26 protein-coding genes and 1 pseudogene are annotated in these 26,054 nt (G+C 70.2%); 15 read left to right on the forward strand and 12 right to left on the reverse strand.

The genetic code is table 11. From position 1 onward, the window contains the following. Positions 1 to 41: 41 nt before the first annotated feature. Both darG and darT read right to left on the reverse strand, forming a co-directional pair. Positions 42 to 1,121 (reverse strand): type II toxin-antitoxin system antitoxin DNA ADP-ribosyl glycohydrolase DarG, encoded by a 1,080-nt coding sequence (gene darG / locus QSK31_RS10150; RefSeq protein WP_285683047.1) that lies wholly within the window; start codon positions 1,119 to 1,121, stop codon positions 42 to 44. A gap of 5 nt (positions 1,122 to 1,126) precedes the next feature. Then, positions 1,127 to 1,806: pseudogene (darT, locus tag QSK31_RS48780) on the reverse strand (type II toxin-antitoxin system toxin DNA ADP-ribosyl transferase DarT). A 118-nt stretch (positions 1,807 to 1,924) separates the two neighbouring features. Between darT and QSK31_RS10165 the strand changes: the two are divergent. Genes QSK31_RS10165 through QSK31_RS10175 form a run of 3 tightly spaced genes read left to right on the forward strand, consistent with a single transcriptional unit; the run spans position 1,925 to position 4,367 of the window. Beyond that, positions 1,925 to 2,491, forward strand: a complete 567-nt coding sequence (locus QSK31_RS10165) for an HhH-GPD-type base excision DNA repair protein (protein ID WP_285683323.1) — start codon at positions 1,925 to 1,927, stop codon at positions 2,489 to 2,491. Positions 2,492 to 2,531: 40 nt separating this feature from the next. After that, positions 2,532 to 3,998 carry a GGDEF domain-containing protein gene (locus QSK31_RS10170; RefSeq protein WP_285683050.1) on the forward strand — a complete coding sequence of 489 codons (1,467 nt, stop codon included), beginning with the start codon at positions 2,532 to 2,534 and terminating at the stop codon, positions 3,996 to 3,998. A gap of 21 nt (positions 3,999 to 4,019) precedes the next feature. After that, positions 4,020 to 4,367 carry a DUF3099 domain-containing protein gene (locus QSK31_RS10175; protein ID WP_285683051.1) on the forward strand — a complete coding sequence of 116 codons (348 nt, stop codon included), beginning with the start codon at positions 4,020 to 4,022 and terminating at the stop codon, positions 4,365 to 4,367. On the opposite strand, the gene QSK31_RS10180 is transcribed toward QSK31_RS10175, so the two are convergent. The 3 genes from QSK31_RS10180 to QSK31_RS10190 form a co-directional block, all read right to left on the reverse strand. Further along, entirely contained in the window at positions 4,368 to 4,916 is a 549-nt protein-coding gene (locus QSK31_RS10180; protein WP_285683052.1) for a DUF1062 domain-containing protein, read from the reverse strand. Positions 4,917 to 5,092: 176 nt separating this feature from the next. Beyond that, the gene (locus QSK31_RS10185; protein WP_285683054.1) at positions 5,093 to 5,986 is read right to left on the reverse strand and encodes a carbohydrate kinase family protein; all 894 of its coding nucleotides are present in this window, start codon (positions 5,984 to 5,986) and stop codon (positions 5,093 to 5,095) included. Positions 5,987 to 6,046: 60 nt separating this feature from the next. After that, the gene (locus QSK31_RS10190; RefSeq protein ID WP_285683055.1) at positions 6,047 to 6,994 is read right to left on the reverse strand and encodes a pseudouridine-5'-phosphate glycosidase; all 948 of its coding nucleotides are present in this window, start codon (positions 6,992 to 6,994) and stop codon (positions 6,047 to 6,049) included. Positions 6,995 to 7,116: 122 nt separating this feature from the next. Between QSK31_RS10190 and QSK31_RS10195 the strand changes: the two genes are divergently transcribed. Together QSK31_RS10195 and QSK31_RS10200 are read left to right on the forward strand one after the other, a co-directional pair. Continuing rightward, the gene (locus tag QSK31_RS10195; protein ID WP_285683056.1) at positions 7,117 to 7,374 is read left to right on the forward strand and encodes a DUF3039 domain-containing protein; all 258 of its coding nucleotides are present in this window, start codon (positions 7,117 to 7,119) and stop codon (positions 7,372 to 7,374) included. Positions 7,375 to 7,554: 180 nt separating this feature from the next. Beyond that, positions 7,555 to 9,279 (forward strand): DEAD/DEAH box helicase, encoded by a 1,725-nt coding sequence (locus QSK31_RS10200; RefSeq protein ID WP_285683057.1) that lies wholly within the window; start codon positions 7,555 to 7,557, stop codon positions 9,277 to 9,279. 223 nt (positions 9,280 to 9,502) lie between these two features. Here the strand turns inward: QSK31_RS10200 and QSK31_RS10205 are convergent, their stop codons facing one another. Then, entirely contained in the window at positions 9,503 to 9,745 is a 243-nt protein-coding gene (locus QSK31_RS10205) for a DUF7455 domain-containing protein (RefSeq protein ID WP_285683058.1), read from the reverse strand. A gap of 244 nt (positions 9,746 to 9,989) precedes the next feature. Next, positions 9,990 to 11,528, reverse strand: a complete 1,539-nt coding sequence (locus QSK31_RS10210; protein ID WP_285683059.1) for an RNA polymerase sigma factor — start codon at positions 11,526 to 11,528, stop codon at positions 9,990 to 9,992. 261 nt (positions 11,529 to 11,789) lie between these two features. Here QSK31_RS10210 and QSK31_RS10215 point away from each other — a divergent pair, with 261 nt between their 5' ends. Next, complete coding sequence (locus QSK31_RS10215; RefSeq protein ID WP_285683325.1) at positions 11,790 to 12,635, forward strand: inositol monophosphatase family protein; 846 nt, start codon at positions 11,790 to 11,792, stop codon at positions 12,633 to 12,635. A 12-nt stretch (positions 12,636 to 12,647) separates the two neighbouring features. On the opposite strand, the gene QSK31_RS10220 is transcribed toward QSK31_RS10215, so the two are convergent. Then, complete coding sequence (locus QSK31_RS10220; RefSeq protein ID WP_285683061.1) at positions 12,648 to 13,205, reverse strand: LytR C-terminal domain-containing protein; 558 nt, start codon at positions 13,203 to 13,205, stop codon at positions 12,648 to 12,650. A 366-nt stretch (positions 13,206 to 13,571) separates the two neighbouring features. Between QSK31_RS10220 and QSK31_RS10225 the strand changes: the two genes are divergently transcribed. Both QSK31_RS10225 and QSK31_RS10230 read left to right on the forward strand, forming a co-directional pair. Beyond that, positions 13,572 to 13,868 (forward strand): DUF4193 domain-containing protein, encoded by a 297-nt coding sequence (locus tag QSK31_RS10225; RefSeq protein ID WP_285683063.1) that lies wholly within the window; start codon positions 13,572 to 13,574, stop codon positions 13,866 to 13,868. A 69-nt stretch (positions 13,869 to 13,937) separates the two neighbouring features. Continuing rightward, a complete protein-coding gene (locus QSK31_RS10230; protein ID WP_285683064.1) occupies positions 13,938 to 14,735 on the forward strand; it encodes a hypothetical protein in 798 nt (265 codons plus the stop codon). On the opposite strand, the gene QSK31_RS10235 is transcribed toward QSK31_RS10230, so the two are convergent. Next, positions 14,721 to 15,188 carry a DUF3093 domain-containing protein gene (locus QSK31_RS10235; RefSeq protein WP_285683066.1) on the reverse strand — a complete coding sequence of 156 codons (468 nt, stop codon included), beginning with the start codon at positions 15,186 to 15,188 and terminating at the stop codon, positions 14,721 to 14,723. The two genes, QSK31_RS10230 and QSK31_RS10235, sit on opposite strands and share 15 nt — an antisense overlap. Positions 15,189 to 15,292: 104 nt before the next feature. Between QSK31_RS10235 and dut the strand changes: the two genes are divergently transcribed. The 4 genes from dut to QSK31_RS10255 are packed head-to-tail and all read left to right on the forward strand — an operon-like array spanning position 15,293 to position 17,644. Continuing rightward, on the forward strand, positions 15,293 to 15,799 hold the full coding sequence (gene dut, locus QSK31_RS10240; protein WP_285683326.1) for a dUTP diphosphatase: 507 nt from the start codon (positions 15,293 to 15,295) through the stop codon (positions 15,797 to 15,799). Between the two features lie 6 nt (positions 15,800 to 15,805). Continuing rightward, the gene (locus QSK31_RS10245) at positions 15,806 to 16,450 is read left to right on the forward strand and encodes a DUF3710 domain-containing protein (protein ID WP_285683068.1); all 645 of its coding nucleotides are present in this window, start codon (positions 15,806 to 15,808) and stop codon (positions 16,448 to 16,450) included. A gap of 43 nt (positions 16,451 to 16,493) precedes the next feature. Then, on the forward strand, positions 16,494 to 16,871 hold the full coding sequence (locus QSK31_RS10250) for an OB-fold nucleic acid binding domain-containing protein (RefSeq protein WP_502872925.1): 378 nt from the start codon (positions 16,494 to 16,496) through the stop codon (positions 16,869 to 16,871). Beyond that, positions 16,868 to 17,644, forward strand: coding sequence for a DUF3159 domain-containing protein (locus QSK31_RS10255; RefSeq protein WP_285683072.1), 777 nt, complete (start codon positions 16,868 to 16,870; stop codon positions 17,642 to 17,644). The genes QSK31_RS10250 and QSK31_RS10255 overlap by 4 nt, the downstream gene beginning before the upstream one ends. A 160-nt stretch (positions 17,645 to 17,804) precedes the next feature. Here the strand turns inward: QSK31_RS10255 and QSK31_RS10260 are convergent, their stop codons facing one another. Then, positions 17,805 to 18,476 carry a potassium channel family protein gene (locus QSK31_RS10260; RefSeq protein ID WP_285683073.1) on the reverse strand — a complete coding sequence of 224 codons (672 nt, stop codon included), beginning with the start codon at positions 18,474 to 18,476 and terminating at the stop codon, positions 17,805 to 17,807. A gap of 1 nt (position 18,477) precedes the next feature. Beyond that, entirely contained in the window at positions 18,478 to 19,143 is a 666-nt protein-coding gene (locus tag QSK31_RS10265) for a potassium channel family protein (RefSeq protein WP_285683074.1), read from the reverse strand. Between the two features lie 116 nt (positions 19,144 to 19,259). On the opposite strand from QSK31_RS10265, the gene QSK31_RS10270 reads away from it, so the two are divergent. Further along, entirely contained in the window at positions 19,260 to 21,305 is a 2,046-nt protein-coding gene (locus tag QSK31_RS10270; protein ID WP_285683076.1) for an APC family permease, read from the forward strand. A gap of 121 nt (positions 21,306 to 21,426) precedes the next feature. Further along, the gene (locus QSK31_RS10275) at positions 21,427 to 22,659 is read left to right on the forward strand and encodes a class I SAM-dependent RNA methyltransferase (RefSeq protein ID WP_285683078.1); all 1,233 of its coding nucleotides are present in this window, start codon (positions 21,427 to 21,429) and stop codon (positions 22,657 to 22,659) included. Here the strand turns inward: QSK31_RS10275 and QSK31_RS10280 are convergent. Then, the gene (locus QSK31_RS10280; protein ID WP_285683079.1) at positions 22,649 to 24,019 is read right to left on the reverse strand and encodes a cation:dicarboxylate symporter family transporter; all 1,371 of its coding nucleotides are present in this window, start codon (positions 24,017 to 24,019) and stop codon (positions 22,649 to 22,651) included. The genes QSK31_RS10275 and QSK31_RS10280 overlap by 11 nt on opposite strands. 116 nt (positions 24,020 to 24,135) lie before the next feature. On the opposite strand from QSK31_RS10280, the gene dxs reads away from it, so the two are divergent. Next, positions 24,136 to 26,046, forward strand: coding sequence for a 1-deoxy-D-xylulose-5-phosphate synthase (gene dxs / locus QSK31_RS10285; protein WP_285683081.1), 1,911 nt, complete (start codon positions 24,136 to 24,138; stop codon positions 26,044 to 26,046). Positions 26,047 to 26,054 lie beyond the last annotated feature (8 nt).

Consider the following 26,054-nt stretch of genomic DNA (forward strand, 5'->3'; position numbering starts at 1 on the left):
AGCAGCTGCTTCGACACTGGAGAATTCGAGTGGTCCAGACGCTAACCGGCTGTGGTCGACGTCGGCAGAAGCCGAACCTCGGCCAGTCGCTGGGCCGCCAGAGCGACGTGCCTGGGCGTGAACATGCGAGCCTTGCGGAGACTCCAGGACGCGACTCGATCCGCGAGTTCTTGCGGATCGGCGGTCTCGGGGCTGTGCGTCGACGCGAAGTGAACCGTTGCGAGTAACTCGAGGCTGTAGGGAGTCTCGAAGCCCTCGACCAGGCGAACTAGTGCGTCCAACTGCTCCTGATCGTCGCCGTTGCGGCCCAGCATGTCGTCAGCGGCTTCGGCGCTCTTTCGAACAGGGTTGATCGGTACGAACTCGGTCACCCGGGCCGACCTGTCACCCAGACCCGTCAGGTGGTGACCTTCCATCGCGTCCAGCGTCTGTCCCAGCGCCGGAGCGTACGGTCCGTAGGTCCCACGAACGAAGTCAAGCCTCAACGGTGCACCGAGAGCTTGCAGGAAATAGGCGAGCTTCTGGATTTCGAGCTCGCTGATGCCGTTACGCACTTCCTGGAGCCGCGCGCGTTCGAGGTATCGGCTGATGGCAGCAACCAGCAGCGCCCGCGACCGCGTCAGTGGTGGCTGCGGCGTCGCGTTCGGCATCGCTTGTGGGGACGGCGCTCCAGCCGGTGCGAATACAACGGCCCGTACGTCCGGCATCCGAGCGCATGCCTGTTCGATCAACGGGCGGACCTCATCCCAGGAGAGGCCACCGTTGCCACAGCCCAGAGCCGGTATGGCTATGGATTTGACGCCGAGCTCGCCAACCGTCGTGACAAGAGACTCCAAGCCGGCGGATACATCCTCCAACCGAGAGGAGCTTCTCCAGTGCTGCTTGGTCGGAAAGTTGAGTACATATCGTCGTGGCCCGAGAACGCCGGTGTCGAAGGCCCAGACGTGGCCGAGTCGCACGTCACCGCGCTCGCAGGCAGCCTGGTACGCGCGGAAGTTCGCTGGAAACGCTCGCTTGAACTGCAGCGCGATCCCCTTGCCCATGACGCCGACGGTGTTGACCGTGTTGACGAGCGCCTCAACGTCAGACGTCAGAAGGTTGCCGGTTCCAGGTTCGATCACGTTCCTCACCTCCGCTCATAGCCGTAGTCCCAGCCGGGTCTGACAATAATTCGCTGACCCAACGCATGATCCACTAGAAGTTTACCGACTTGAGACGCGAGTTCCTCGCTCTGAACGGCGACCCATCGGATGACGGTCAACGGCAACTCGCCGTAGACCAAGAACTCGGCCTGTCGTCTCCGCTGACGGTCCAGATCTTCTGGTGTGCTGTTCCAGCGCTGAGCCGACATGAGAGGCCAGTCGACCATCTGAGCCATGTCCTGGAGGTCAGCGGTGAACTCGGTCGTTGCCGTCGCGGCGTTGCCGTCTGTCGCGACCCATGTCGAGCCGGCGTCGATTACCGCGCCCACGGACGTGATGAGGTAGATGAGTGGTTTGTCGCCGCCGGAGTAGCGGTTGGGGATGCCGTCGCGGCGGTCGCACGCGATGCGATACATCATCGGTGACCGGGTCGCGAAATAAACGGGACATAGTCGCCGACCCGGCCACCGGGCTCGACGGGAATGACGCGCCGCCGCCTCGATTCCTTGATCTCCGGATCGCCGACCTCGGTCCTCGTCATCCCCTCCCGAGCCGCCGAGTCGCAGCGCAGCAAGCCTGCCGCCCGAATCGCTCCGAGGTTGTCGACATGGGTGAAGTGGTAGATCCAGCGGTCAGCGGCGGCTGGAACAACTGACTGCGCCATGCTGTAGTTGTCTCCGTCCCGGCGGCCTGGCTCCGTGGCGGAACGAGGATGTCATCTATCGGCATCGGAGAGAAAGCCGACGTGTCCGATGACCGTCGCCGGGAAGGACAGGACCAAGATGACGATGTCGCTGCCGATCGACGCCGCGGCCAATGAGCTGCTCTCCACCGACCCGCTGGCGCTGCTGATCGGGATGACGCTGGACCAGCAGGACAAGCTGGAGAGGGCGTTCAACTCGCCGTACGTGCTGTCCCAGCGCCTCGGGCACGTGCCCACCGTCGCGGAACTCGCCGGGTTCGACCTGGACGAGTTGATCGCGGTCTTCGCGGGGCCGCCGGCTCTGCACCGGTTCCCGAAGGCCATGGCGGGACGGGTGCAGGAAGTGTGCCGGGTGCTCCTCGAGCGGTATGACGGCGACGCGGCCAACCTGTGGAAGGACGCGGACAGCGGGGTGGAGCTGGTCAAGCGGGTGGCTTCGCTGCCGGGGTTCGGCAAGCAGAAGTCGCAGATCTTCGCGGCGCTGCTCGGCAAGCAGTTCGGTGTGCGGCCGGACGGGTGGCGGGAAGCGGCCGGACACTACGGCGAAGAAGGGTCGTACCGGTCGGTGGCGGACATCGTCGACCAGGGCTCGCTGGAGAAGGTCAGGGCGTACAAGAAAGAGATGAATGCGGCCGCCAAGGCCTGACCGGGCTCATCATCGGCGTGCTCGCGCCGAACGGACTGCTGTGAAGCTGCTCGCGGCCGGGGTCCTTGCGGGGGTGACGCTGCAGGCCGCGCTGTTCGCCACCGGCTTCGCGCCGTCGCTGGTGATCGCCGGCAGCTGTCTGGTGCTGGTCGCGGCCGCGGCGGGAGCTTTCGTCGTCACCCGCCGGGCGCGGGGGACCACCGGCGCCGAGCGGCGAGCCTGGCTGTGCACCGCCGTGGGCCTGGGCGCCTGGGCGATCGGCTGCACCCTGCATCTGATCGACGCGGTCGGTGGTGTCGAGCGGATCCCGCCGCGCCCGGCCGACCTGTTCAGCGGCATCGCCACCGTGCTACCGGCGGTCAGCCTGATCATCGGGCCGGGCGCGCCGATGACGTGGAACGTTCGGTTCCGCATGATCCTGGACGGCGCCATGGTGGCGGTCGCCCTGTTCGTGCCCGCCTGGCCCTATCTGCTCGGGCCCGCGTCCGAGCTGGTCGGGCCGGGTGGCGGGGCGATGGGCGTGGCCTTCCCCGTGGTCCAGATCATCGCGCTGTCCGTCGCCATCGTGCTGCTGTCGCGGTCGCGGTCGCGGGCGGTCACCGCGTACACGGTGCTGGCCGTCGCGTACGGATCGCTCGCGGTCTGTGCTCTCACCTACAGTGCGGTCACGCTGTACGGGCACACCTGGCAGCTGACCGCGGTGTCCGGGTTCTTCCTCGCCGCCACGGTGGTGCTCGCCGGCGTCGTCCGCTACGACATGCCGGCCATCGACAGCCCGTGGCTCGCCGCACCCACCGGTGCCCGGGCCGGCCTGCCGTACGTACCCGTGGTCGTCGCCTTCGTCGTGGCCGCCGCCGAACGCCTGCGTGGCGACACCGGCGACGTCCTCACCGCCGCGCTGTTCGTGCTCTTCGCCCTGGTCCTGGTGCGGCAGTTCCTGGCCCTGCGCGGCAACACGCTGCTGCTGACCGAGGTGGAGCAGCAGCGCGAGCAGCTCGCCGACCAGGCCACCCACGACGACCTCACCGGCCTGAGCAACCGCAAGCACCTGCACCAGCAGGCGGGGCTGAGCCTGCGCACCGGCGAACCGGTGGCGCTGCTGCTGATCGACCTGGACCACTTCAAGCAGGTCAACGACAGCAGGGGCCACGCGGCCGGCGACGCTGTGCTGGTCAAGGTGGCCGAGGTGCTGCACGCGGCGGTCCCGGCCGGGCACACGGTGGCCCGTCTCGGCGGCGACGAGTTCGCCGTCTTCCTGCGGCCGGCGCCTTCGATCGACGAGGCCCGCCTCATCGCGGAGCGGATCAGCGCGGGCGTCGCGCTGATCGGCGCCCGGGTCGGCGCGAGCATCGGCGTCGCCTACGAAACCACCGGCCGGGCCACGATCGGCATGCTCCTGAGCGACGCCGACGCCGCCCTCTACCAGGTCAAGGCCAGCGGCAAGGGCAAGGTGAGGCTGAGCCCGCGGACCAAGGTGGGCAGTGCGGGGCAGACGGTGCAAGGATGAGGAGACGATCGGAGATGCAGTGTGAAGAAGCAGCCGGAGCGGCCGGTGGTGATCACCGACGCCGCCCGCAGCCAGGGTGATCAGCTCCGCAGCCGGGAGATCCGGTACGTGTCGATGATGGCGCTGCGTGCCGCGTGCCTCATCACGGGAGCGGTGCTGATCAGCGTCAAGCCCCCGCTGCTGCCGCTGTGGCTGATCCTCTGTGCGGCCGGCATGGTGCTGCTGCCCTGGATGGCGGTGCTGATCGCGAACGACCGCCCGCCCAAGACCAAGGCCGAGCGGGCCGCGGCCATGCCGCAGCCCACCCAGCACGTGATCGAGCCGGCGTCCCCTGATCGGCCGGCCAGGGTCATCGACGCCGACGAGTGATCAGCGTTTCAGCGTGAAGGTGAAGTCGCCGGAGAGCTTGCCGGTCAGCCGGACCGCCGAGACGGCCTTCCCTTCCGTGATCAGTCGTTCCACCTCCCCTCGGGCGAGGCCGAAACCCTCGGCGATGAGTCGCACCGGCCGGACCGGGATCCGTGCCGCGAAGCGGACCGAGACGTCGACCACCTCGCAGTCCAGGTGATCCGATCCGCCGGTGTCGAGGCGCCAGGCGTCGTCCCAGTCCAGGGCGACGCGGTTGCGCTGGTGCACGAGCGGGTCCTGGAGCAGCTCGGCGGTCAGGCCGGGGTCGTTGTCGTGCAGCCGGTCCAGCAGTTCGGGCGGGATGGCGCGGACGTTCGTCCGCTCCAGCACCGTGAGCTTCACGGTCTCCCCGCACCCGGTGCAGAGCGCGAGGAGCCAGACGTCGAGGAGCTTGTGGTTGGCGTTGACGCGAAATTTGCCGCTCGCCCGGAAGCGTCCGGACGGGCACGTGTGGCAGCGGCGGCGAATCAGCGGCAGGCGGGTGGGCACGACGGCCCAGTTTTTGAGCACAGAGGTACACCGGTTTCAGTGAGAAATTCCGCAGCAAGAAGGTGCGCGGCGCAGATGCGCGACGCGCGACGGGATCAGCGCTCGGTAGGTCTCACAGGGTGTACAAAGGTGCGCCTTCGCCTCGACGACTCGGTTCGCAGCACCGTAACGGCGCGGCTGGGCGGCGCTCCAGCGAATTAAGGGCGGGCGCCGACCTTGGTCACGGCGGCGGCGCCCAGGACGGCGCCGGCGGTCAGCGCGGCCTCCGGCGCGGCGCCGGCGGACCAGGCCCGGAGCAGGCCCGCGGCGAAGGCGTCGCCCGCGCCGGTCGGGTCTTTCACGAGTACGCGCGCCGGGGCGGGCAGACGCGCCACCCGGTCCCGCCCCGCCCACACGGCGCCGTCGGGGCCGAGCTTGACGATGACGTTCCGGCTGTGGCGGGCCAAGACCACGGCCTGCGCCTCGGGAGAACCGGACCCGGCCAGCACGGTCGCCTCGTCGGCGTTGCAGAGGAGCAGGTCGGCGTCGCGTACCCAAGCCAGGAAAGCGTGCGCACCCACCCGCCGCAACGGGGCCGCCGAGGATGCGTCGACGCTCACCGTGAGACCGCGGTCGCGGGCCGCGGCCAGCGCGGCCCGGCCACCGGCGCGGGAGCCCTCGTTGAGCAGAACATAGCCGGAAAGGTGCAGGTGGATCGCGTCCGGGGCGGCGACCACCGCGGCGTTCACGTCGTCCGGGTCCAGCAGGAGGCAGGCGCCGGGGTCGGTGATCAGGGTGCGTTCGTCGGGGCTGGCGAGCACCACGACCGTGCCGGTCACCGCGGCGGGATGGGCCCGCACCGCGCAGGTGACCCCGGCCGCGGTCAGCTCGGCGACCCGCTCGCGGCCGGCCACGTCGTCGCCCACCGAGGCGATCAGCGTGACCGGCGCTCCGGCGTGGGCCAGCCAGGCGGCCGTGTTCGCGCCCTGCCCGCCACCGGACGGCGTGATCGCGGCCATCGTGTCGGTGCCGGTCTCGATCGGCCCCTCCGGCACGACCACCACGTCGGTGACCAGGTCACCGACGACGATGACGCGGCCCGCGTCAGTCACGGCGCGACGCTTTGCTCTGAGCACACATGTGCATCACCGGGGCCGGCCGTGCGAGACCGGTCATGCGGGTACGGAGAAACCCAGCGTGGCGGGGGCGGGGGAGGCCGCAGCGGCGATCTGGGCGGCCAGGGCCGCGTTGCGCAGGATGATGCGTACGTTGACCGCCAGGCTCTTGCCCTGCGTGCTGGTGTGGAAGTGGGCCAGCAGGAACGGCGTGACCGCCTTGCCGGTGACGGCGTCGGCGGCCAGCCGGGACAGGCCCTCGGTCAGCGTGCGGTCGTGCAATGCCGGGTCGAGCTGCTCGTCGGCGGGGAGCGGGTTGGCCACGATCAGCGCGCCCTGGTGGACGCCCTGCTCGTCGCGGGCCTTCATCGCGTCGGCGATCTGCGCGGGTGAGCTGAGCTGCCAGTCCAGGTCGTGGCCGCCGTCGGTGACGAAGAAGCCGGGGAAGCGCCGCGTCCGGTAGCCCGCCACGGCCACCCCGAGCGTCTCCAGCCGTTCCAGGGTCGCGCCCACGTCCAGGATCGACTTGACCCCGGCACAGACCACCACCACGGGGGTACGCGCCAGCGTCGTCAGGTCGGCCGACTCGTCGAACGTGCTGCTCGCCTCGCGGTGCACGCCGCCCAGCCCGCCGGTGGCGAACACGCGGATGCCTGCCGCCGCCGCGACGGCGCTGGTCGCGGCCACGGTCGTGGCGCCGTCGGCTCCCGTGGCGGCGGCGACGGCCAGGTCGCGGACGGAGAGTTTCGCCGTCTCGCCGGGCTGGGCCAGGTGCTCGATCTGCTCGGCGGAGAGCCCGACGACCAGTTTGCCCCCGATCATTCCGATCGTGGCGGGAACGGCGCCATTGTCCCGAACGGTCTGCTCGATCTCCTGGGCCACCCGGACGTTGTCGGGGTGCGGCAGCCCGTGCGAGATGATCGTGCTCTCGAGGGCGACCACCGGCCGTCCGTCGCGGCGCGCCCGGGTCACATGCTCGCCGTACTGAATCGCGAAGTCGGTCACGATGGCAACGGTACGGTGCCACGCTGCGAGGTGGTCGTTGGACCGACCAGGCGAGAGGTGTCAGACTTGTCGTTTGGAGCTTCGTCCGCCGCTCGGGGGCCACGTCACGTGAGGGCCGGCGGATGGCCAAATCGAACGACCCGTTACGAGAGGCAGATACCGTGAGCACGCAGATCCTGGAGCGCCCGGAGACCAAGGATGCGGACACCGGGCCCGAGATGTTCCACTATGTGCGCAAGGAAAAGATCGCCGAGAGTGCCGTGATGGGCACGTACGTGATCGCGCTGTGCGGGGACAAATTCCCGGTGACGAAGACCCCCAAGCCCGGATCCCCGGTGTGCCCGGCGTGCAAGGAGATCTACGACGCCATGAAGCACTGACCAGGGACGACCCGCGCGGCGGCAGCACGCTCGATCACTGATCGGGCGGCGCCGCCGTTCGTGTGTACAAGGGCACACCTGTCGCAGCAGCCGACACTCCTGACCCACTCTCGTTATGCTGGCTCACGCCTCCGCCGGGTCTCCGCCGGGGGCGGTTTTGTGAGGAAGGAACGTCGCAGCTTGAGTCCGCCGCTACCGGATCTGGAGTCCTTCCCGCCCCTGCGGGCCTGGCAGCGCAAGGCACTGGTGGAGTACCTGCGCAGACGCTCCCCGGACTTCATGGCGGTCGCCACGCCCGGTGCCGGCAAGACCACGTTCGCCCTCCGGATCGCCGCCGAACTGCTCGCCGACGGCACCGTCGAGGCGGTCACCGTGGTCTGCCCGACCGAGCACCTGAAAAGCCAGTGGGCGACGGCCGCGGCCCGCGTCGGGATCCAACTGGACCACGCGTTCCGCAACTCCGACGTGCACTCGTCCCGGGACTTCCACGGGGCCGTCCTCACGTACGCGCAGGTCGGCATGGCGCCCGCGGTGCACCGCCGCCGGACGATGACCCGCTCGACCTTCGTCATCCTGGACGAGATCCACCACGCCGGCGACTCCCGCACCTGGGGCGACGGGGTGAAGAACGCCTTCGACGAGGCCGAACGCCGGCTGATGCTGACCGGCACCCCGTTCCGGTCCGACGAGAACCCGATCCCGTTCGTCCTCTACGAGCGAGGCCAGGACGGCCTGCAACGCTCCCGTGCCGACTCGGTCTACGGCTACTCCGACGCCCTCCGCGACGGCGTCGTGCGGCCGGTGCTGTTCATGGCGTACTCCGGGGAGACCCGGTGGCGCACCAACGCCGGTGACGAGCTCGCCGCCCGGCTGGGCGAGCCGATGACCAAGGACCTCATCGCGCAGGCCTGGCGTACCGCTCTGGACCACCGGGGCGACTGGATGCCCCAGGTGATGCGGGCAGCCGACGCACGCCTGACCAAGCTGCGCACGCACGGCATCCCCGACGCCGGTGGCCTGGTCATCGCGAGCGACCAGCAGACCGCCCGGGCGTACGCGAAACTCCTGGAGGTCATCAGCGGCGAGAAGGCCGTCGTGGTCCTCTCCGACGACGCGGGAGCGTCGGAGCGGATCGCCACCTTCGCGCTGTCCACGCAGCGCTGGATGGTCGCGGTGCGGATGGTGTCGGAGGGGGTGGACATCCCGCGCCTGGCCGTCGGCGTCTACGCGACCAGCGCCTCCACCCCGCTCTACTTCGCCCAGGCGATCGGCCGCTTCGTGCGGGCCCGCAGAGAGGGCGAGACGGCGACGGTGTTCCTGCCCAGCGTCCCGCACCTGCTGGGCCTGGCCAGCGAGATGGAGGCCCAGCGCGACCACATCCTGGGCGCGCCGAAGGACCCGGACGGCCTGGACGACGACCTGCTCGAGCGCGCGCAGCGCGAGGAGAAGGCCGACGGCGACCTGGAGAAGCAGTTCGAGGCGCTGGGCGCGACCGCCGAGCTGGACCAGGTGATCTTCGACGGGACGTCGTTCGGGATGGGGGCGATGACGGGTACGCCCGAGGAGGAGGAGTACCTCGGACTGCCCGGCCTGCTCACTCCCGACCAGGTCACCACGCTGCTCAACCGGCGCCAGGCGGACCAGCTGGCCGCCGAGAAGAAGACGAAGCGCAACGCCCCCGCGGACGTGCCGGCGCCCCGCGAGCCGGTCAAGCTGAGCGCGGGCGAGCAGCGGGTCAGCCTGCGCCGCCAGCTGAACACCCTGGTCGCCGCGCATCACCACCGCACCGGCCTGCCGCACGGCAAGATCCACGCCGAGTTGCGCCGGTTGTGCGGCGGCCCGCCGAGCGCCCAGGCGACGATCGAACAGCTCGAGGAGCGGATCGCCACCGTCCAGACCCTCTGAGCAGGCTCTCCAGGCAGACATTCAAGACAAATGCCAGATCAAGACATTTGTCGGAGCCGGGTGGGTGGTGCTGACCGCAGCTCACGCCGAGGGTCGCTTCGCTCCACCTGCGTGAGCGGTTGCGCTCAAACCAAACCGATGGTTTTGATCGCAACTGTTCCCAGAACGTGAAAGGGGCGCCCCACACCGTGGGCGCCCCTTTGAAGCTTTGTCCGGGGATTATTCAGTTGGAGTTGGAGGGCATCATGTCCGCGCCGCGCCAGACGAACTCCGGTTCCGCTGAGAACTGAACCGCGATCTTCACCAGGTCTTCCGCGTAGCGGTTGGCGTGGTGCCCACAGAACACCAGCTCGCCTCCACCCGCGAGGGTCAAACGGAGCTTCCCTGCTGCATTGCAGCGGTCGCACCGTTCATCGGCAGCTGTGCCGGCCAAACTTCCCGCCGGCGGCGTGAGAGTCGGGGTCATCGCCTTCCTCCTCTGGTCGTCACCGATGAACTTGTTCCTCGGTTACTGCTCACCCATCGTGCAACATCGGTGCTCGTTGCGGCCTTCCCACTGTGCCCCAGGGCGACCCAAGTCACACGTTGTCCGGCAAGTGTGCCGTCCCCCAAGGGTGCCACGTCAACGATCTCGTCAGTACAACGGTCTGATCACCACCGTGTGTTGTACGGGTGGTGACCATTCCGACACGAAAGGTTGACTAGAAACCCTAGTCCAGGTAGTCCCGGAGTACCTGAGAACGGGACGGGTGGCGGAGCTTCGACATCGTTTTGGACTCGATCTGCCGGATCCGCTCGCGGGTCACACCGTACACCTGACCGATCTCGTCGAGCGTGCGCGGCTGTCCGTCGGTCAGGCCGAAGCGCAGCCGGACGACCCCCGCCTCGCGCTCGGAGAGCGTCTGGAGCACCTGCTGGAGCTGGTCCTGCAGCAGCGAGAACGACACCGCGTCGACGGCGACGACGGCCTCCGAGTCCTCGATGAAGTCACCCAGCTGGCTGTCACCCTCGTCGCCGATGGTCTGGTCCAGCGAGATGGGCTCACGCGCGTACTGCTGGATCTCCAGCACCTTTTCCGGCGTGATGTCCATCTCCTTGGCAAGCTCCTCGGGAGTGGGCTCGCGCCCCAGGTCCTGGAGCAGCTCACGCTGTATGCGGCCGAGCTTGTTGATGACCTCCACCATGTGCACCGGGATGCGGATGGTGCGGGCCTGGTCGGCCATGGCGCGGGTGATGGCCTGGCGGATCCACCAGGTGGCGTACGTGGAGAACTTGTAGCCCTTGGTGTAGTCGAATTTCTCGACCGCGCGGATCAGGCCGAGGTTGCCTTCCTGGATCAGGTCGAGGAAGGCCATGCCGCGACCGGTGTAGCGCTTGGCCAGCGAGACCACCAGGCGGAGGTTGGCCTCCAGCAGGTGGTTCTTGGCGCGCTCGCCGTCCCGCCCGATCCAGCGCAGGTCGCGCTCCATGTTGCGCTCGAGCTTCTCCTCGCCCTCGTCGCAGGCGCGGAGCCGCTCGGCGGCGTAGAGGCCGGCCTCGATCCGCTTGGCGAGCTCGACCTCCTGCTCCGCGTTGAGCAGCGGGACCTTGCCGATCTGCTTCAGGTAGGCGCGGACCGAGTCGGCGGAGGCGGTCAGCTCGGCGTCGCGCCGGGCCTGCTTGAGAGCCTCGGACTCCTCGTCGTCCCACTCGAAGTCGCCGTCGGTGGCCGAGCTGGCGGCGTCGGTCGCGGCGGCCTGGACCATCGCGGCCGGCTCCTCGACGACGACGTCCTCGATCGCGGCGGCGAGTTCCTCGGGATCGATCTCCTCGCCGGTGGCCTCGCCCTCCTTGGCGGTGCCGGGCGCCGCCTTCTTGCCGGGCGCGGCTTTCTTGGCGGCCGCCGCCTTCTTGGCGGGCGCCTTCTTGGCCGGCGCCGCGGCGTCGCCCTCGGCGGCCGGCGCCGGAGCGGCGGGCGCCTTGCGAGCGGGTGCGGCCTTGGCGGTGGTGGCCTTCGAGGCGGGCGTGGCGGCCCGGGCGGCCGCGACCTTGCGGCGCGGCGCGGGCGGGGACGCGTCAACGACGACCGTGACGCCGGCGTCCACCAGCGCCCGAACGATCTTCTTCGCCTGGAGCGGAGTCACCTCGGCGGACTCGACAGTCTTCGCGACCTGGGATGCCGTGATCTGCCCGCCCGCGCCCTGAGCATGGGCGATCAGGGCCTCGGTGAGGGAGCGAACGTCGGCACCGGTCTGGTGGGCTTCTGTCACGAATGACCTTCCGGAGGGCGAGTAGCACGGCCTGGAGCCCAGCACAGCGCACGGCGAAGAGGCTGGCCGGTGGTTGGTGGGAGCCCCCGAAATCCCGGACCCGGCCCTTTGCTGGGAGCCCGTTCATCGGTGGCAGGGGTGAATTGTAGCGCCGTCGGGCGAGATCCTCCCGTCGCCGCACGCCACCGGCCCGTCGCGAGGGGTCCTGCAACGTCCCGGCGGCAGAATGGTAATGGCAAATCGGCCTTGGAGGTGACCGACATTTCGCAGAAAACGAGTTCGGGCGCATCGGCGCCGGACGAGCTGCTGTCGCTCGCGGTGCGGATCGCCCGCGACGCGGCCGCGACGGCTCGCCGGATGCGGGACGCGGCGATCCAGGACGTGCAGACCAAGAGCACCGACACCGATGTGGTCACCGCGGCGGACCGCGCGGTGGAACGGCAGGTGGTCGAGGCGCTGCGGGCCGAACGTCCCGGCGACGGCGTCCTGGGCGAGGAGTACGGCGACAGCACAGCGCCCGATCCGGGGGCGGTGCGGTGGATCCTCGACCCGATCGACGGCACGGTGAACTACCTGTACGGCCTTCCGTCCTGGGCGGTGTCGCTGGCCGCCGAGGTGGACGGTGTCGTAGTGGCGGGCGTGGTGCACAACGCTGCGACCGGTGACGAGTGGACGGCCACGCGGGGCGGCGGAGCCTGGCGCGTCGTAGCCGAAACCGGTCTAGCTCGGCGGCTGGAGGGCTCGGTCCGTACCGAACTGGACCAGGCGCTCGTCGGCACCGGTTTCGGCTACGACGCCGCGCGCCGCGCGCACCAGGGCGCGGTGGTCGCCGGGCTGATCACCCGGGTCCGCGACATCCGGCGGATCGGCGCGGCCTCGGTGGACCTGTGCATGGCCGCCGAGGGCATGCTGGACGCGTACTTCGAGAAAGGCCTGAATCCGTGGGACCACGCCGCGGGCGGTCTGGTCGCCACGGAGGCCGGTCTGCGCGTGTCCGGACTCGACGGTGACCCGCCGGGCAGCCGGATGCTGATCGCCGCGCCACCGGCGCTCTGGGGGCCGCTGCACGCCGCGCTCAGCGAGCTGGACGCGGCGGGCGGCCCCTGACGAGGGCCGGCGTTACTTGGCCTCCTCGTCCTTCTTCTTCGGCGGCGGCGGGGCCAGGCACGCGCCCGGCGGCAGCTTGGGCTCGCTGAGCTCGACCAGCGACTGGTTGACCTCGGTGCTCGTGGCGAGCTGCCGGTACTGGTCGCCGATCACGATGTCGATCACGTCGGTGGTCCGCTTGGCGCTGTACTCCGCCCTCGCCTTGCCGAGGAAGTACGCCTTGATCAGCTGGGCGTTGCCGACCGCCTTTGGCCCGTACTGGATGATCGCGATCCTGGAGAACTTGGTCCTGCTCTCCTTCGGCGGCTGGACCTGGAAGCCGCGGTTCTTGAAGTCGTCGCTGACCCGATCGGCCAGGCCGGAGGTCTTCGTGCCGTTGAGCACGCGAACCTTGACCTCGTCGGTGTCGTCGGGGAGCGTGATGGTCGCCAGCGGGGCGCCCTCGGGACAACCGCCGTCGGCCGAGGCACCACCCTGGGTGTCGCGGACGAGTGCGACCACGACGAAGACGATCGCGGCTACGGCGAGGACGCCGAGGACGACGAACGCCCGGACGCGCGCAAAGCTCATACTGCCGGCTCCAGTAGGTGTGCCTCGATGGGGACGAGGTGAGGTTAGCGTCTGCCCGCCAAGGCCGCGGAAACAGGAGATACTTCCGGCGCGCCGACGATGATCCACGCGTCGGGGCCCCTACTTTGATGTCGCCTCAGTCACATCGGGAACAATGAGCCGCCTGCGTGCGTACATCCGTCCTACGGGAGCGGTAAGGTACCGCGCTCGCCGGGGCATATCCACGAGGGGGTGGAGACGTCCTGAGCGGCAGTCGCTCTCCACTGAACGGTTGAGTAAGAAAAGTCCGCGGGAACCGGGAACCAGGAAGACGTCACCGGCGTTACTAACGCCAAGTGACACATCGATACAGGAGAGTGAAATCCGATGGCCACCGACTACGACGCCCCGCGTCGCGACGAGGTCGACCTCGGCGAGGACAGCCTCGAGGAACTGAAGTCCCGTCGAGCTGACTCGCAGTCGGGCGCAGTGGACGTCGACGAGGTCGAGGTGGCGGAGAGCTTCGAGCTCCCCGGTGCTGACCTGGCCGACGAGGAACTGACCGTCAAGGTTCTGCCGATGCAGACCGACGAGTTCCGCTGCTCCCGTTGTTTCCTCGTGCATCACCGCAGCCAGCTGGCCGCGGAACGCAACGGGGATCTGATCTGCCGTGAGTGCGCCTGACCTGCCGGTCCGGCGCAGGCCTGTTTGACCGGGTCGGTACGCGGTGAAGTAAGGACGGGGAGGACGACAATGACCACACCCGAGACCGGAGCTTTGAGTCCGGAACCGTCCGAGACACCCGCGGAGACCGACGAGAGCGGGATCGGCAAGACGGTCGCTGAACTCGCCCGCAGCGACCTCGAGCCGGTCCGCCGCCGGCGCCTGTTGGGCCGGCTGGCAGGAGACGTACGCAGTAGCGGGCTGGGCAAGATGTTCCGGCCCAAGGCCGCTCTGCGCTGGATGACCGACGTGGTGGGCGACATCGCGCCGCACGTGCCGATCAGGGACCTCGCCACGTTGCGCACGCACTTCGACGGGATGGACAGCGACGAGCTGGCCGACCGTCTCATCCGAAACGCGGCCCGGGCCACCGCCGGGATCGGGGCGGCCGGTGGCGGTGTCGCCTCGGTGCAGTGGGCGGTCACGCCCACGCTGCTGTCCGCGCCCGTGCTGCTCACCGCCGAGACGATCGCCGTGGTGGCGATCGAGCTGAAACTGATCGGTGAGCTGCACGAGATCTACCGGCGGCCGATCACCGGCCCGGCCGGCCAGCGTGCCACCGCCCTGCTCCAGGCATGGGCGTCCCAGCGGGGCGTCAACCCCCTGGTCCCCGGGGTGGGCGTGGCGTCGGTGCTGGGCACGGCCGCCCGTAAGGAGCTGCAGAGCACCCTGCTGAAGCGGTTCGGGCGCAACCTGACGACGCTCGGGCCCCTGCTGACCGGTGCGGCGGTGGCCGGCTACCTCAACCGCCGGGCGACCGGCAAGCTGGGCGAGGAGCTCAAGAAGGACCTGAGCAAGAAGCAGAAGAAGGAGTTACCGCCCGGCTGAGGCACGCAGCGCGGTGGCGAGCTCCACCGGATGCCGGGTGCTGACCACCCAGAAGGGCGTCGGGTCGGCCGGGTCGTCCAGCATCACCTGGACGGCGCCGCCGATCCATGGCCGCTGGATCACGAAGGCCAGCGGGTGCGAGCCGACGCCCAGCGCCTCCCGTTTGCCGGCCGCGTCCAGCGCGACCACCTCGCCGATCACCGACAGCGGCAGGCGGGCGTCGTCGACCCGGAACTCGCCGCCGGTCACCGCCACCCGGATCCGGCCCAGCCAGAACAGCAGCGCCACGGTCAGCGGCAGGATCACGGCGAACGGCACCCAGGCCCGGACGCCGCCCGCGCCCATCCAGATCTCCACGCCGACCAGCCCGCCGCCGGCCAGCCCCAGTGGCCAGGACCACCAGGGGATCCGCAGGCGCTCCGCGTAGGTCACCGGGGCCGCGTCGGTTGTCACCCGGTGAGGGTACGGCGCGTCACCGTTGAAGGGTGCGGCAGGATGGCAGGGTGGACGCCGCTCGTACGCCCGTTTCACCAGAGAGGCCTGACGCTGTGGACGTGATGGTCCGCCGGCTCGATCCGGACCTGCCGCTGCCCGCGTACGCGCACCCCGGCGACGCCGGCGCCGACCTGGTCGCCGCCGAGGACGTCGAGCTCACGCCCGGCGAGCGCCGCCTGGTGCCGACCGGCGTCGCGATCGCCCTGCCGGAGGGCTACGTCGGCCTGGTGCACCCGCGCTCGGGCCTGGCACACCGCCTCGGCGTTACGGTGCTCAACGCGCCCGGTACGGTCGACTCCGGATATCGCGGCGAGATCCTCGTGAACCTGGTCAACCACGACCGGGCCGCCACGGTCACGATCTCTCGCGGTGACCGCATCGCCCAGTTGCTGGTGCAGCGGGTCGAGCGCGCCACCTTCCACGTCGTCGACGAGCTGCCGGACACGGTCCGCGGCGCGGACGGGCACGGTTCGACCGGCGGCCATGAGGCTTTCGTTGGTGTTGGTGGCGGGACGGCCGACAGCGTTGTCGACGACCGCGCCGCCACGCCGCAGCGTGCAGAGAGGTGACCCCCGATGTTCTCCCGTAAGCGGGCACGGCACGTCCGTCCGGACGACGCGCCGCAGTCCGAGGCCCTGGCCTACAGCATGACCGCCGGCGAACCCGAGGCGCCCGAGTTCGGGCCCTGGGACGAGCAGTGGGCGCCCGAGGGCGTGGCCCGGCTCGACCTGGGCAGCATGCGGATCCCCGCGGTCGAGGGCGTCGAGGTGCGGGTCCAGGCCGGCCAGGACGGCAGCGTCGAGCACGTGGTGCTGGTCTCCGGCGCCGGCGCGGTCGAGTTCGGCGTGTTCGCGGCGCCGAAGACCGACGGGATCTGGGACGAGGTCCGCGCCGAGATGCTCCAGGAGATGAAGGCCGGTGGCCTGTCCGTGCACGAGGAGCACGGCCGGTACGGCACCGAGCTGATCGCCAAGCTGCCCGACCCGCAGGGCCAGCTGGTCGACGTGCGGTACGTCGGCGTCGACGGGCCGCGCTGGTTCGTCCGGGCCACCTTCCAGGGCCCGGTGGCCACCGACGGCAACCTCTCGCCGGTGCTGTGGGAGTGCCTCGAGGGTCTGGTGGTGATCCGCGACGACGAGCCGCGTCCGGTCCGCGAGCCGCTGCCCATCCGCCTGCCTCAGGAGATGGCGGAGCAGGCGCAGCAGCAGGAACCGGGCTGAGACGCATCGAACCGGGAGAGCGTGGACGGCGTACCGTGAAATGATGTCGACCGAACGCACCACCGGCCTGCGCCGGTTCTTCGAGCGCCTGACGGCCTCGGAGGACGAGTTGCAGGCGGAGGAGCTGCAGCGGGAGAGCGCCAAGTGCGGCGCGATCCCGGCCGGGCAGTGCACCCGCGGCCAGGTGGTGTCGGTGTCCGGCCGGCTCAGGACGGTGGCGTACACGCCGCGGACCAATCTGCCGACGCTCGAGGCCGACCTCTACGACGGCACCGACGTCGTCACGCTGATCTTCCTCGGCCGCCGGTCGATCGCCGGCATCGAGCCCGGCCGGCAGCTGACCGCGCGTGGCCGCGTCGCACTGCGGGACGACCGTAAGGTGATCTACAACCCGTTCTACGAGCTGGAGGCGCCGCGTTGACATCCGGCAGCGAGCCACGACACGCCGCCGCCCCCGCCGAGGGGATGGACCGGGTCGCCGAGGAGATCGTCGAGGAGAAGAACCTCCATCAGGAGCCCGAGGAGGAACCGTTCCCCTCGATGAGCGAGCAGATCTCCGAGCAACTGGGCGGGATCCGCGGCCTGGTCGAGTCGAGCGTTCCGGTCGTCGTGTTCGTGCTGCTCAACGTGCTGCTCGGGGACAACGTCGCCGGCCTGGAGAAGCGCACCGCGCTGTACTGGGCGATCGGCGCCGCGGTCGGGACGGCGGTGCTGATCGGCGTCTACCGGCTGATCCGCAAGGAGCCGGTCCGGCATGCGATCAACGGTGTCTTCGGCATCGCGCTGGGCGCCTGGCTGGCCTGGCGGTCCGGTGAGGCCAAGGACTTCTACCTGCCCGGCATCCTGCTCAGCCTGGGCCAGGTCGTGGTCCTGATCGGCTCCGTGGTGATCCGCAAACCGATCATCGGGTACGTCTGGGGCGTGCTGGCCAACAAGGGCAAACATGACTGGTTCGGCAACCGGCAACTGTTCCGCGCGTTCCAGTGGCTGACCCTGCTCTGGGCCGCCTCGCTGTTCATCCGGGCCGGCATCCAGGGCGTGCTCTACCTCAACGACCAGGCCACCGCGCTCGGCATCACCCGGGTGCTGATCAGCTGGCCGATGTACGCCGCCACCTTCGCCTTCACGGCCTGGTGGATCCACCGGGTCAACAAGCGGCAGGCCGAGGCGGAAGCCGACCCCGTCAGTCCGTAGCCGGGCTACGTGGGGAAGTCGCACCCGCGCTGCGCCCGTCGTTGTTGGGGGTGCTGGTTCTCGGACGGGCGCTCTTTCCCGTCCGAGAACCAGCACCCCCAACAACGGCCCAATGGGGCGCAGCGCCCGCCGAGCGAAGCGAGGCCATCAAGAGAGCCATTCAGCTCAGCACGTCCGGGCCGAGGATCACCGCGCGCACCTGATCCTCCACCTCGCTGGTGCAGACGAAGATCAGCTCGTCGGCTGCCTCCAGCGGGTCGTCCGGGGTCGGCACCAGCACCCGCTTGCCGCGCAGGATCGCCACCAGGGCGGAGTCGCGGGGCAGTGGCACGTCGCGGACCGGCTCGCCCACGTACGGCGCCTGCGGCGGCAGGGTGATCTCGACCAGGTTGGCCTCGCCCTGCCGGAACGTCATCAGCCGGACCAGGTCGCCGACCGTGACCGCCTCCTCGACCAGGGCGGCCATCAGGCGCGGCTTGCTGACCGCCACGTCGACGCCCCACTGCTCGTTGAAGAGCCACTCGTTCTCGGCGCGGTTCACCCGGGCCACCACCCGGCCGACCGCGAACTCGGTCTTGGCCAGCAGCGACACCACCAGGTTGGCCTTGTCGTCGCCGGTCGCCGCGACCACCACGTCGCAGCCCGCCACGTCCGCCTCCTCCAGGCTGCTCACCTCGCAGGCGTCGGCGAGCACCCACTCGGCGTCCGGCACCCGTTCCGGGCGGAGCTGCCGGGGCTGCCGCTCGATCAGCATCACCTGATGCCCGTTGCCGATCAGCTCCTGCGCGATGGAGCGGCCCACGTTGCCGGCCCCGGCGATGGCGATCCGCATGTCAGATGCCTCCCTGCACGGCGGACGAGGCGATGGCCAGCACCGATCCGACGGTGTCGTCGGTGACCAGCACGAAGACCTGGTCGCCGTCCTGCAGCACGGTGGACGGGGTGGGCAGCGAGCCGATGCCGAAGCGCATCAGGTAGGCCACGCGTGCCCCGGAGGCGTCCTCCAGCTTGCCGACCGTGCTGCCCACCCAGTCGCGGTGCAGCACGGCCTCGACGATCGAGATGGAGCTGGTCGGGTCGCGGAACACCTCGACGGTGCCCTCCGGGACCAGGTGCCGGATCATCCGGTCGGCGGCCCACCGGATGGTCGCCACGGTCGGGATGCCGAGGCGCTCGTAGACCAGGGCGCGCCGGGAGTCGTAGATCCGGGCGACGACCCGGGAGACGCCGTACGTCTCGCGGGCCAGCCGGGCCGAGATGATGTTGGAGTTGTCGCCGCTGGAGACGGCGGCGAAGGCGTCGGCCCGCTCGATGCCCGCCTCGCGGAGCACGTCCCGGTCGAAGCCGACGCCGGTGATCGTGGTGCCGCCGAACTCGGCGCCGAGCCGGCGGAAGGCGTCGGAGTTCTGGTCGATCACCGACACGGTGTGCCCTTGCGCGTCGAGCTTGTGCGCGAGCGTGGACCCGAGGCGCCCACACCCCATGATCACCACGTGCAAGGTCGTCGCCTTCCGAAGGGCTCAGGAGCTGTCATGCGTAGCTTGACACGACCACGCGAGGGGCGTGGGCCGGGGCGGCAGACGGCACATCCGGTGCGGCCGTACGCTGTGCGCTTGTGGTCAGTCCCACCTCCCTCGTCAAGCGGCTGCTGGTCGGCCGGCCGTTCCGGTCCGACCGGCTCCAGCACACGCTGCTGCCGAAGCGGATCGCGCTGCCGGTGTTCGCCAGCGACGCCCTCTCCAGCGTCGCCTACGCCCCCGACGAGATCCTGCTGACGCTCTCCATCGCGGGAGCGGGCGCCTACCTGTACTCACCCTGGGTGACGCTCGCGGTGGCAGTGGTGATGGTCACGGTGGTGGCGAGCTACCGGCAGAACGTGCACGCCTACCCCTCCGGCGGCGGCGACTACGAGGTCGCCACGGTCAACCTGGGCCCGCGCTTCGGGGTGGCGGTCGCCTCGGCGCTGCTGGTCGACTACATGCTCACGGTCGCGGTGTCGGTCAGCGCCGGGGTCGGCAACCTCGGCTCGGTGGTGCCGTTCGTCGCCGAGCACAAGATCGGCATCGCGCTGGTCGCGGTGATCGTGCTGACCGCGATGAACCTGCGCGGGCTCCGCGAGTCCGGCACCGCGTTCGCGATCCCGACCTATGCGTTCATCGTCGTCATCGTCGGGATGATCCTCACCGGCCTGATCCGCGTCTTCGTGCTCGGGCAGGACCTGCAGGCGCCCAGCGCCACGTTGCGGATCGCGGCCGAGGAGAGCCACCTCACCAGCTTCGCGTTCGTCTTCCTGCTGCTGCGGACGTTCTCGTCCGGCTGTGCGGCGCTGACCGGCGTGGAGGCGATCTCCAACGGCGTGCCCGCGTTCAAGACGCCCAAGAGCAAGAACGCCGCCACCACTCTGCTGCTGCTCGGCAGCGTCGCGATCGTCATGCTGGTCGGCATGATCGTCCTGGCCCGGGCGACCCACCTGCAGTACGTCGAGGACCCGACGACGCAGATCGTCGGCGGCCCGCCCGGCTACGTGCAGAAGACGGTCACCACCCAGCTCGGCGAGACCGTTTTCGGCAACGGCTCGATCCTGCTCTACGTGGTCGGCGCGGTCACCGCCCTGATCCTGTTCCTGGCCGCGAACACCGCGTTCAACGGGTTCCCGGTGCTCGGCTCGATCCTCGCCCAGGACCGTTACCTGCCGCGTCAGCTGCACACCCGGGGCGACCGGCTCGCCTTCAGCAACGGCATCATCTTCCTGGCGATCGCCGCGATGGTGCTGATCGTCGCGTTCGAGGCCGAGGTCACCCGGCTGATCCAGCTCTACATCGTGGGCGTGTTCGTGTCGTTCACGCTGTCCCAGGCGGGCATGATCCGGCACTGGAACAGGCTGCTGCGTACCCAGCGCGACCCGAACCGGCGACGGCAGATGATGCGGTCCCGGGCGATCAACACCTTCGGCATGGGGCTCACCGGCGCGGTGCTGATCGTCGTGCTGATCACCAAGTTCCTGCTCGGCGCCTGGATCGCGATCGCCCTGATGCTGATCATCTTCGCGACCATGCTGGCCATCCGGAAGCACTACGATCGCGTCTCCGCGGAGCTCGAGCCGACCGACGAGCGCCCGGTGCTGCCGTCCCGCAACCACGCCGTCGTCCTGGTCAGCAAGGTGCACCTGCCGACGCTGCGCGCAATCGCGTACGCGCAGGCGACCCGGCCGGACACGCTGACCGCGGTGACCGTGAACGTGGACGACAAGGACACCCGCCGGATCCAGGACGAGTGGGAGCGCCGCCAGGTGCCGGTCCAGCTGACCGTGGTGGATTCGCCGTACCGGGAGATCACCCGGCCGATCATCGACTTCGTGAAGAGCGTGCGCCGCGGGTCGCCCCGGGACGTGGTCACCGTGTTCGTGCCCGAGTACGTGGTCGGCCGCTGGTGGGAGAACCTGCTGCACAACCAGAGCGCGCTGCGGATCAAGGGGCGGCTGCTCTTCGAGCCCGGCGTGATGGTCACCAGCGTGCCGTGGCAGCTGCGGTCCAGCCAGGACAAGGACCTGGACCGCTTCGACCGCGGGCTGACCCGGGCGCCGGCGCGGGGGCCGCGCAGCCGCCCGGTCGACGGCCCGCCGGCATCGTCCGAACCGGAGCGCGAGGAGGCCCCGTCCTGACCCGGTGCGTGTGTGTAAGCAGAGCAAAGGACCGTCAGGGCGTGACGCGCTTCCTCGGTGTAAGCAGAGCAAAGGACCGTCAGGGCGTGGCCCGCTTCCTCGGTGTAAGCAGAGCAAAGTGATGACGGACGAACTGGTCGAGGGCGACACCCTCGAGGTCACGGTCGGGGCGCCCGCGCACGGCGGGCACTGCGTCGCCCGGCTGGGCGGGGAGCACGGCCGGGTGGTCTTCGTGCGGCACGCGCTGCCGGGCGAGCGGGTGACCGTGGAGATCACCGAGGTGCATCGGGGCTATCTGCGCGCGGACGCGATCGAGATCCACGAGGCCTCGCCGGAGCGCGTGACGGCGCCGTGCGCGTACGCGAAAGCCGATGGTTGTGGGGGTTGTGACCTGCAGCATGTCAGCGACGCGGGGCAGCTCGGCTGGAAGACCGCCGTGGTGCACGAGACCCTGAGGAGGATCGGCGGGATGACCCAGGACCAGGTCTCCGGGGTACGCGTGCAGCGCCTGCCCGGCGGCCTGCTGGGGTGGCGGTCGCGGGTGCGCTACGCGGTGGACGCCGCCGACCGGCCGGGGCTGCTGAAGCACCGGTCGCACGAGGTGGTGGCGATCGACCGCTGCCTGATCGCCCACCCGTACGTTCAGGAACTGGACGTGCTGTCGCGCCGGTGGCCGGACACGGACGCGGTCGCGACGGTGGCCTCCTCCGGCGGCGACGTGAGCGTGCTGACCACCGGGCATGCCGGGGATGACGACTGGCGCGCGGCGAGCCCGATCGAGGGGCCGGCCGAGGTGCGCGAGGTGGCGGCCGGACGGGACTGGACCGTGCCGGCGGCCGGCTTCTGGCAGGTCCACCCGGCCGCGGCGGACACGCTGGTCGGCGCGGTGCTGGAGATGCTCGAGCCGGCGCCGGGGGAGACGGCCTGGGACCTCTACGGCGGTGCGGGGCTCTTCGCCGGTGCGCTGGCCGAGCGGACCGGGGCGCGGGTGACGCTGGTCGAGTCGGCGTTCTCCGGCGCCGCCGCGGCCCGGGCCAACCTGGCCGATCTGCCGCTGGTCGAGGTCGTGGAGGCCAAGGTCGAGCGGGCGCTCCGGCGGCGCCGGGTGACCGGGCCGGTCGACGTCGTGGTGCTGGACCCGCCGCGCTCGGGGGCGGGCGCCGAGGTGGTGCGGGCGATCGCGGCCGCCGGGCCACGGGCGGTCGCCTACGTGGCGTGCGACCCGGCGGCGCTGGGCCGGGACATCGGGACGTTCGCGGAGCTCGGCTGGACGGCGACCGAGGTTCGTGCGTACGACTGCTTCCCGATGACCCGGCACATCGAATGCGTGGCGCTGCTGACCCCTACGCGGTGACCGGTTCCTCGCGCTTGGGCGGGGGCGGGGGCTCCTCGCCGTGCGCCTCGTCCGAGAACGTCGTCTCGTCGAACGGGTCCTCGCCGGAGAAGACGCGTTCCGCCTGAGCCGGGTCGAACTCGTTGGTCCACTTGCCGACCAGCACCGTGGCGATGGCGTTGCCGGCGAAGTTGGTCAGGGCGCGCGCCTCGGACATCAAGCGGTCGATGCCGACGATCAGGCCGACACCGGGCACCAGGTCGGGCCGGTGACTCTGCAGGCCACCGGCCAGCGTGGCCAGGCCCGCACCGGTGACCCCGGCCGCGCCCTTCGAGGCGATGATCATGAAGGCCAGCAGGCCCACCTGCTGCCCGATCGACATCGGCTTGTCCATCGCGTCGGCGATGAACAGCGACGCCATGGTCAGGTAGATGGCCGTGCCGTCGAGGTTGAACGAGTACCCGGTCGGCACCACGATGCCCGCCACCGGCCGGCTGACGCCCAGATGACCCATCTTCGCGATCAGCCGGGGCAGCGCCGACTCGGACGACGACGTCGACAGGATCAGCAGGAACTCCCGGGCCAGGTACTTGAACAGCCGGAACACGTTCATCTGAGCGACCAGGCGCAGGATCAGGCCGAGGATCACGAAGACGAAGAGCGCGCAGGTGATGTAGAAGCCCACCATGATCGTGAAGAGGCTCTTCAGGGCGTCGAAGCCGGTCGCGCCGACCACCGCGGCCATCGCGCCGAACGCGCCGATCGGGGCCAGCCACATGATCATCGCGAGGATCTTGAAGACCACCCGCTGGATGGCCTGGACGCCCCGGATGACCGGCTCGCCCCGCGGGCCGAGCGCCTGCACGGCGAAGCCGACCAGCAGCGCCACCAGCAGGGCCTGCAGCACCTCACCGGCGGTCAGCGAGGAGAGCAGGGTGTCCGGGATGATCCCGAGGAGGAAGTCGACGGTGCCCTCGGACTCGGCGGCGACCTGAGCCTTGCCGGTCTCGGCCAGCGCCTCGGTGAGGTGCAGGCCGGCGCCCGGCTTGAGGATGTTCCCGACGACCAGGCCGATCGCCAGCGCGACCGTGGACATGATCAGGAAGTAGCCGAGCGCCAGGCCGCCGACCTTGCCGACCTGCGCGGCGCGGCGGATGGAACCGACACCGAGGACGATCGTGCAGAAGATGACCGGCGCGATCATCATCTTGATCAGGTTGACGAAGCCGGTGCCGAGCGGCCGGAGCTCCTTGCCGAACTCCGGGAAGAGGAAGCCGACGGCGATGCCCAGGGCCATCGCGACGAGGACGGCTATGTAGAGCCAATGGGAGCGGTCGCGGCGGCGTGGGGGCGCCGCTGAACTGGTTGAATCGACGGTCATGCACGGTTTCTAGCGCATTAACCGGGACGGGTCTATGTGTAGATCGTGTGCAGGTTCAACGGAGCATGGATGTCAGGCGGATGCGGGCGGGCGCAGCGCCGATAGACTCGGGTGTCATGAGCGAAGCCCTCCCCACTCCGTACGGCCTGCTCGGCTCGATCACCGCACCGGGCGATCTCAAGCGCCTCAGCAACGAGCAGTTGACGCTGCTCGCGGCCGAGATCCGCGACTTCCTGGTGGCCAAGGTGTCGCGCACCGGCGGGCACCTGGGTCCGAACCTGGGGGTGGTGGAGCTGACGCTCGCGCTGCACCGGGTCTTCGACTCGCCACGCGACCGCATCCTCTTCGACACCGGCCACCAGGCGTACGTGCACAAGATGGTGACCGGGCGGCAGGGCGGCTTCGACATGCTCCGCCAGCGCGGTGGCCTGTCCGGCTACCCGAGCCAGGCGGAGAGCGAGCACGACCTGATCGAGAACTCGCACGCCTCCACCGCCCTGTCGTACGCGGACGGCATCGCCAAGGCGTTCGCGCTGCGCGGCGAGGAGCGGCACACAGTGGCCGTGGTCGGCGACGGCGCGCTCACCGGCGGCATGTGCTGGGAAGCGCTGAACAACATCGCCGCGGCGAAGAACCGGCTGGTCATCGTCGTCAACGACAACGGCCGCTCGTACGCGCCGACGATCGGCGGCCTGGCCGACCACCTCGCCACGTTGCGCCTCAACCCGGGCTACGAGAAGGTCCTCGACCTGGTCAAGGACGCGCTGGGCTCGACGCCGCTGATCGGCCGGCCGGCCTACGAGGTGCTGCACGCGGTCAAGCGCGGCATCAAGGACGCGGTCAGCCCGCAGCCCATGTTCGAGGACCTGGGCCTCAAATATGTCGGCCCGGTGGACGGCCACGACGAGCAGGCGATGGAATCCGCCCTGCGCAAGGCCAAGGGCTTCAACCAGCCGGTCATCGTGCACGCGGTGACCCGCAAGGGCTACGGCTACCGCCCCGCCGAGCAGGACGAGGCGGACTGCCTGCACGGCCCGGGCGCCTTCGACCCGCAGACCGGCGCGCTGACCGCCAAGCCTTCGGTGAAGTGGACGAACGTCTTCGCCGAGGAGCTCGTGGCGATCGCCGACGAGCGGCCGGACGTCGTCGGCATCACCGCCGCGATGGCCGAGCCGACCGGCATCGCGGCGCTGGCCGCCAAGCACCCGGAGCGGGTCTACGACGTCGGCATCGCCGAGCAGCACGCGATCACCAGCGCGGCCGGCCTGGCGATGGGCGGCCTGCACCCGGTGGTCGCGCTCTACTCGACCTTCCTCAACCGGGCCTTCGACCAGGTGCTGCTGGACGTGGCGATGCACCGGCTGCCGGTGACCATCGTGCTGGACCGGGCCGGGATCACCGGACCGGACGGGCCGAGCCACTACGGCATCTGGGACATGAGCGTCTTCGGCGTGGTGCCGGGCCTGCGGATCGCCGCGCCGCGCGACGCCACCACCCTGCGCGAGGAGGTGCGCGAGGCGATCGCCGTGGACGACGGCCCGACGATCGTGCGTTTCCCGACCGGCTCGGTGGCCGCCGACCTGCCCGCGCTGCGCCGGGTCGGCCCGGTCGACGTGCTCCGCGAGGACGACCGCAAGGACGTGCTCCTGGTCGGGGTGGGCGCGTTCGCCGCGCTGGGCATGCAGGCCGCGGAGCGGATCGCCGAGCAGGGGTACGGCGTGACGGTCGTCGACCCGCGCTGGGTCCGCCCGGTGCCGATCGAGCTGGCCGGCCTGGCCCGGGGGCACCGCCTGGTCGTGACGCTGGAGGACGGCGTGCGCGCCGGTGGCGTCGGCGATGCCGTGGCGGCGATGCTGCGGGACGCCGGGGTGCACACGCCGCTGCGCGACTTCGGCGTGCCGGGGGGCTTCCACGCGCACGGCACCCGTGCCGAGATCCTGGCCGAGCTGGGCCTCACCCCGCAGGAGGTCGCCCTGGCGGTGACCGAGGCGGTGTCCCAGATCGAGGAGGAGCACGCCCGCCTCTAGGCCTCTGA

This window comes from Actinoplanes sp. NBRC 103695, from assembly GCF_030269485.1.
GTDB lineage: Bacteria > Actinomycetota > Actinomycetes > Mycobacteriales > Micromonosporaceae > Actinoplanes.

What these genes read in the sequence shown, in the direction of transcription:
- QSK31_RS10220 (WP_285683061.1), bottom strand. Translation starts at nt 13,205, where the DNA reads ATGAGCTTTGCGCGCGTCCGGGCGTTCGTCGTCCTCGGCGTCCTCGCC.
- QSK31_RS10245 (WP_285683068.1), top strand. Translation starts at nt 15,806, where the DNA reads ATGTTCTCCCGTAAGCGGGCACGGCACGTCCGTCCGGACGACGCGCCG.
- QSK31_RS10230 (WP_285683064.1), top strand. Translation starts at nt 13,938, where the DNA reads ATGACCACACCCGAGACCGGAGCTTTGAGTCCGGAACCGTCCGAGACA.
- QSK31_RS10205 (WP_285683058.1), bottom strand. Translation starts at nt 9,745, where the DNA reads ATGACCCCGACTCTCACGCCGCCGGCGGGAAGTTTGGCCGGCACAGCT.
- dxs (WP_285683081.1), top strand. Translation starts at nt 24,136, where the DNA reads ATGAGCGAAGCCCTCCCCACTCCGTACGGCCTGCTCGGCTCGATCACC.
- dut (WP_285683326.1), top strand. Translation starts at nt 15,293, where the DNA reads ATGGTCCGCCGGCTCGATCCGGACCTGCCGCTGCCCGCGTACGCGCAC.
- QSK31_RS10275 (WP_285683078.1), top strand. Translation starts at nt 21,427, where the DNA reads ATGACGGACGAACTGGTCGAGGGCGACACCCTCGAGGTCACGGTCGGG.
- QSK31_RS10280 (WP_285683079.1), bottom strand. Translation starts at nt 24,019, where the DNA reads ATGACCGTCGATTCAACCAGTTCAGCGGCGCCCCCACGCCGCCGCGAC.
- QSK31_RS10225 (WP_285683063.1), top strand. Translation starts at nt 13,572, where the DNA reads ATGGCCACCGACTACGACGCCCCGCGTCGCGACGAGGTCGACCTCGGC.
- QSK31_RS10195 (WP_285683056.1), top strand. Translation starts at nt 7,117, where the DNA reads ATGGCCAAATCGAACGACCCGTTACGAGAGGCAGATACCGTGAGCACG.
- QSK31_RS10165 (WP_285683323.1), top strand. Translation starts at nt 1,925, where the DNA reads ATGACGATGTCGCTGCCGATCGACGCCGCGGCCAATGAGCTGCTCTCC.
- QSK31_RS10250 (WP_502872925.1), top strand. Translation starts at nt 16,494, where the DNA reads ATGTCGACCGAACGCACCACCGGCCTGCGCCGGTTCTTCGAGCGCCTG.
- QSK31_RS10260 (WP_285683073.1), bottom strand. Translation starts at nt 18,476, where the DNA reads ATGCGGATCGCCATCGCCGGGGCCGGCAACGTGGGCCGCTCCATCGCG.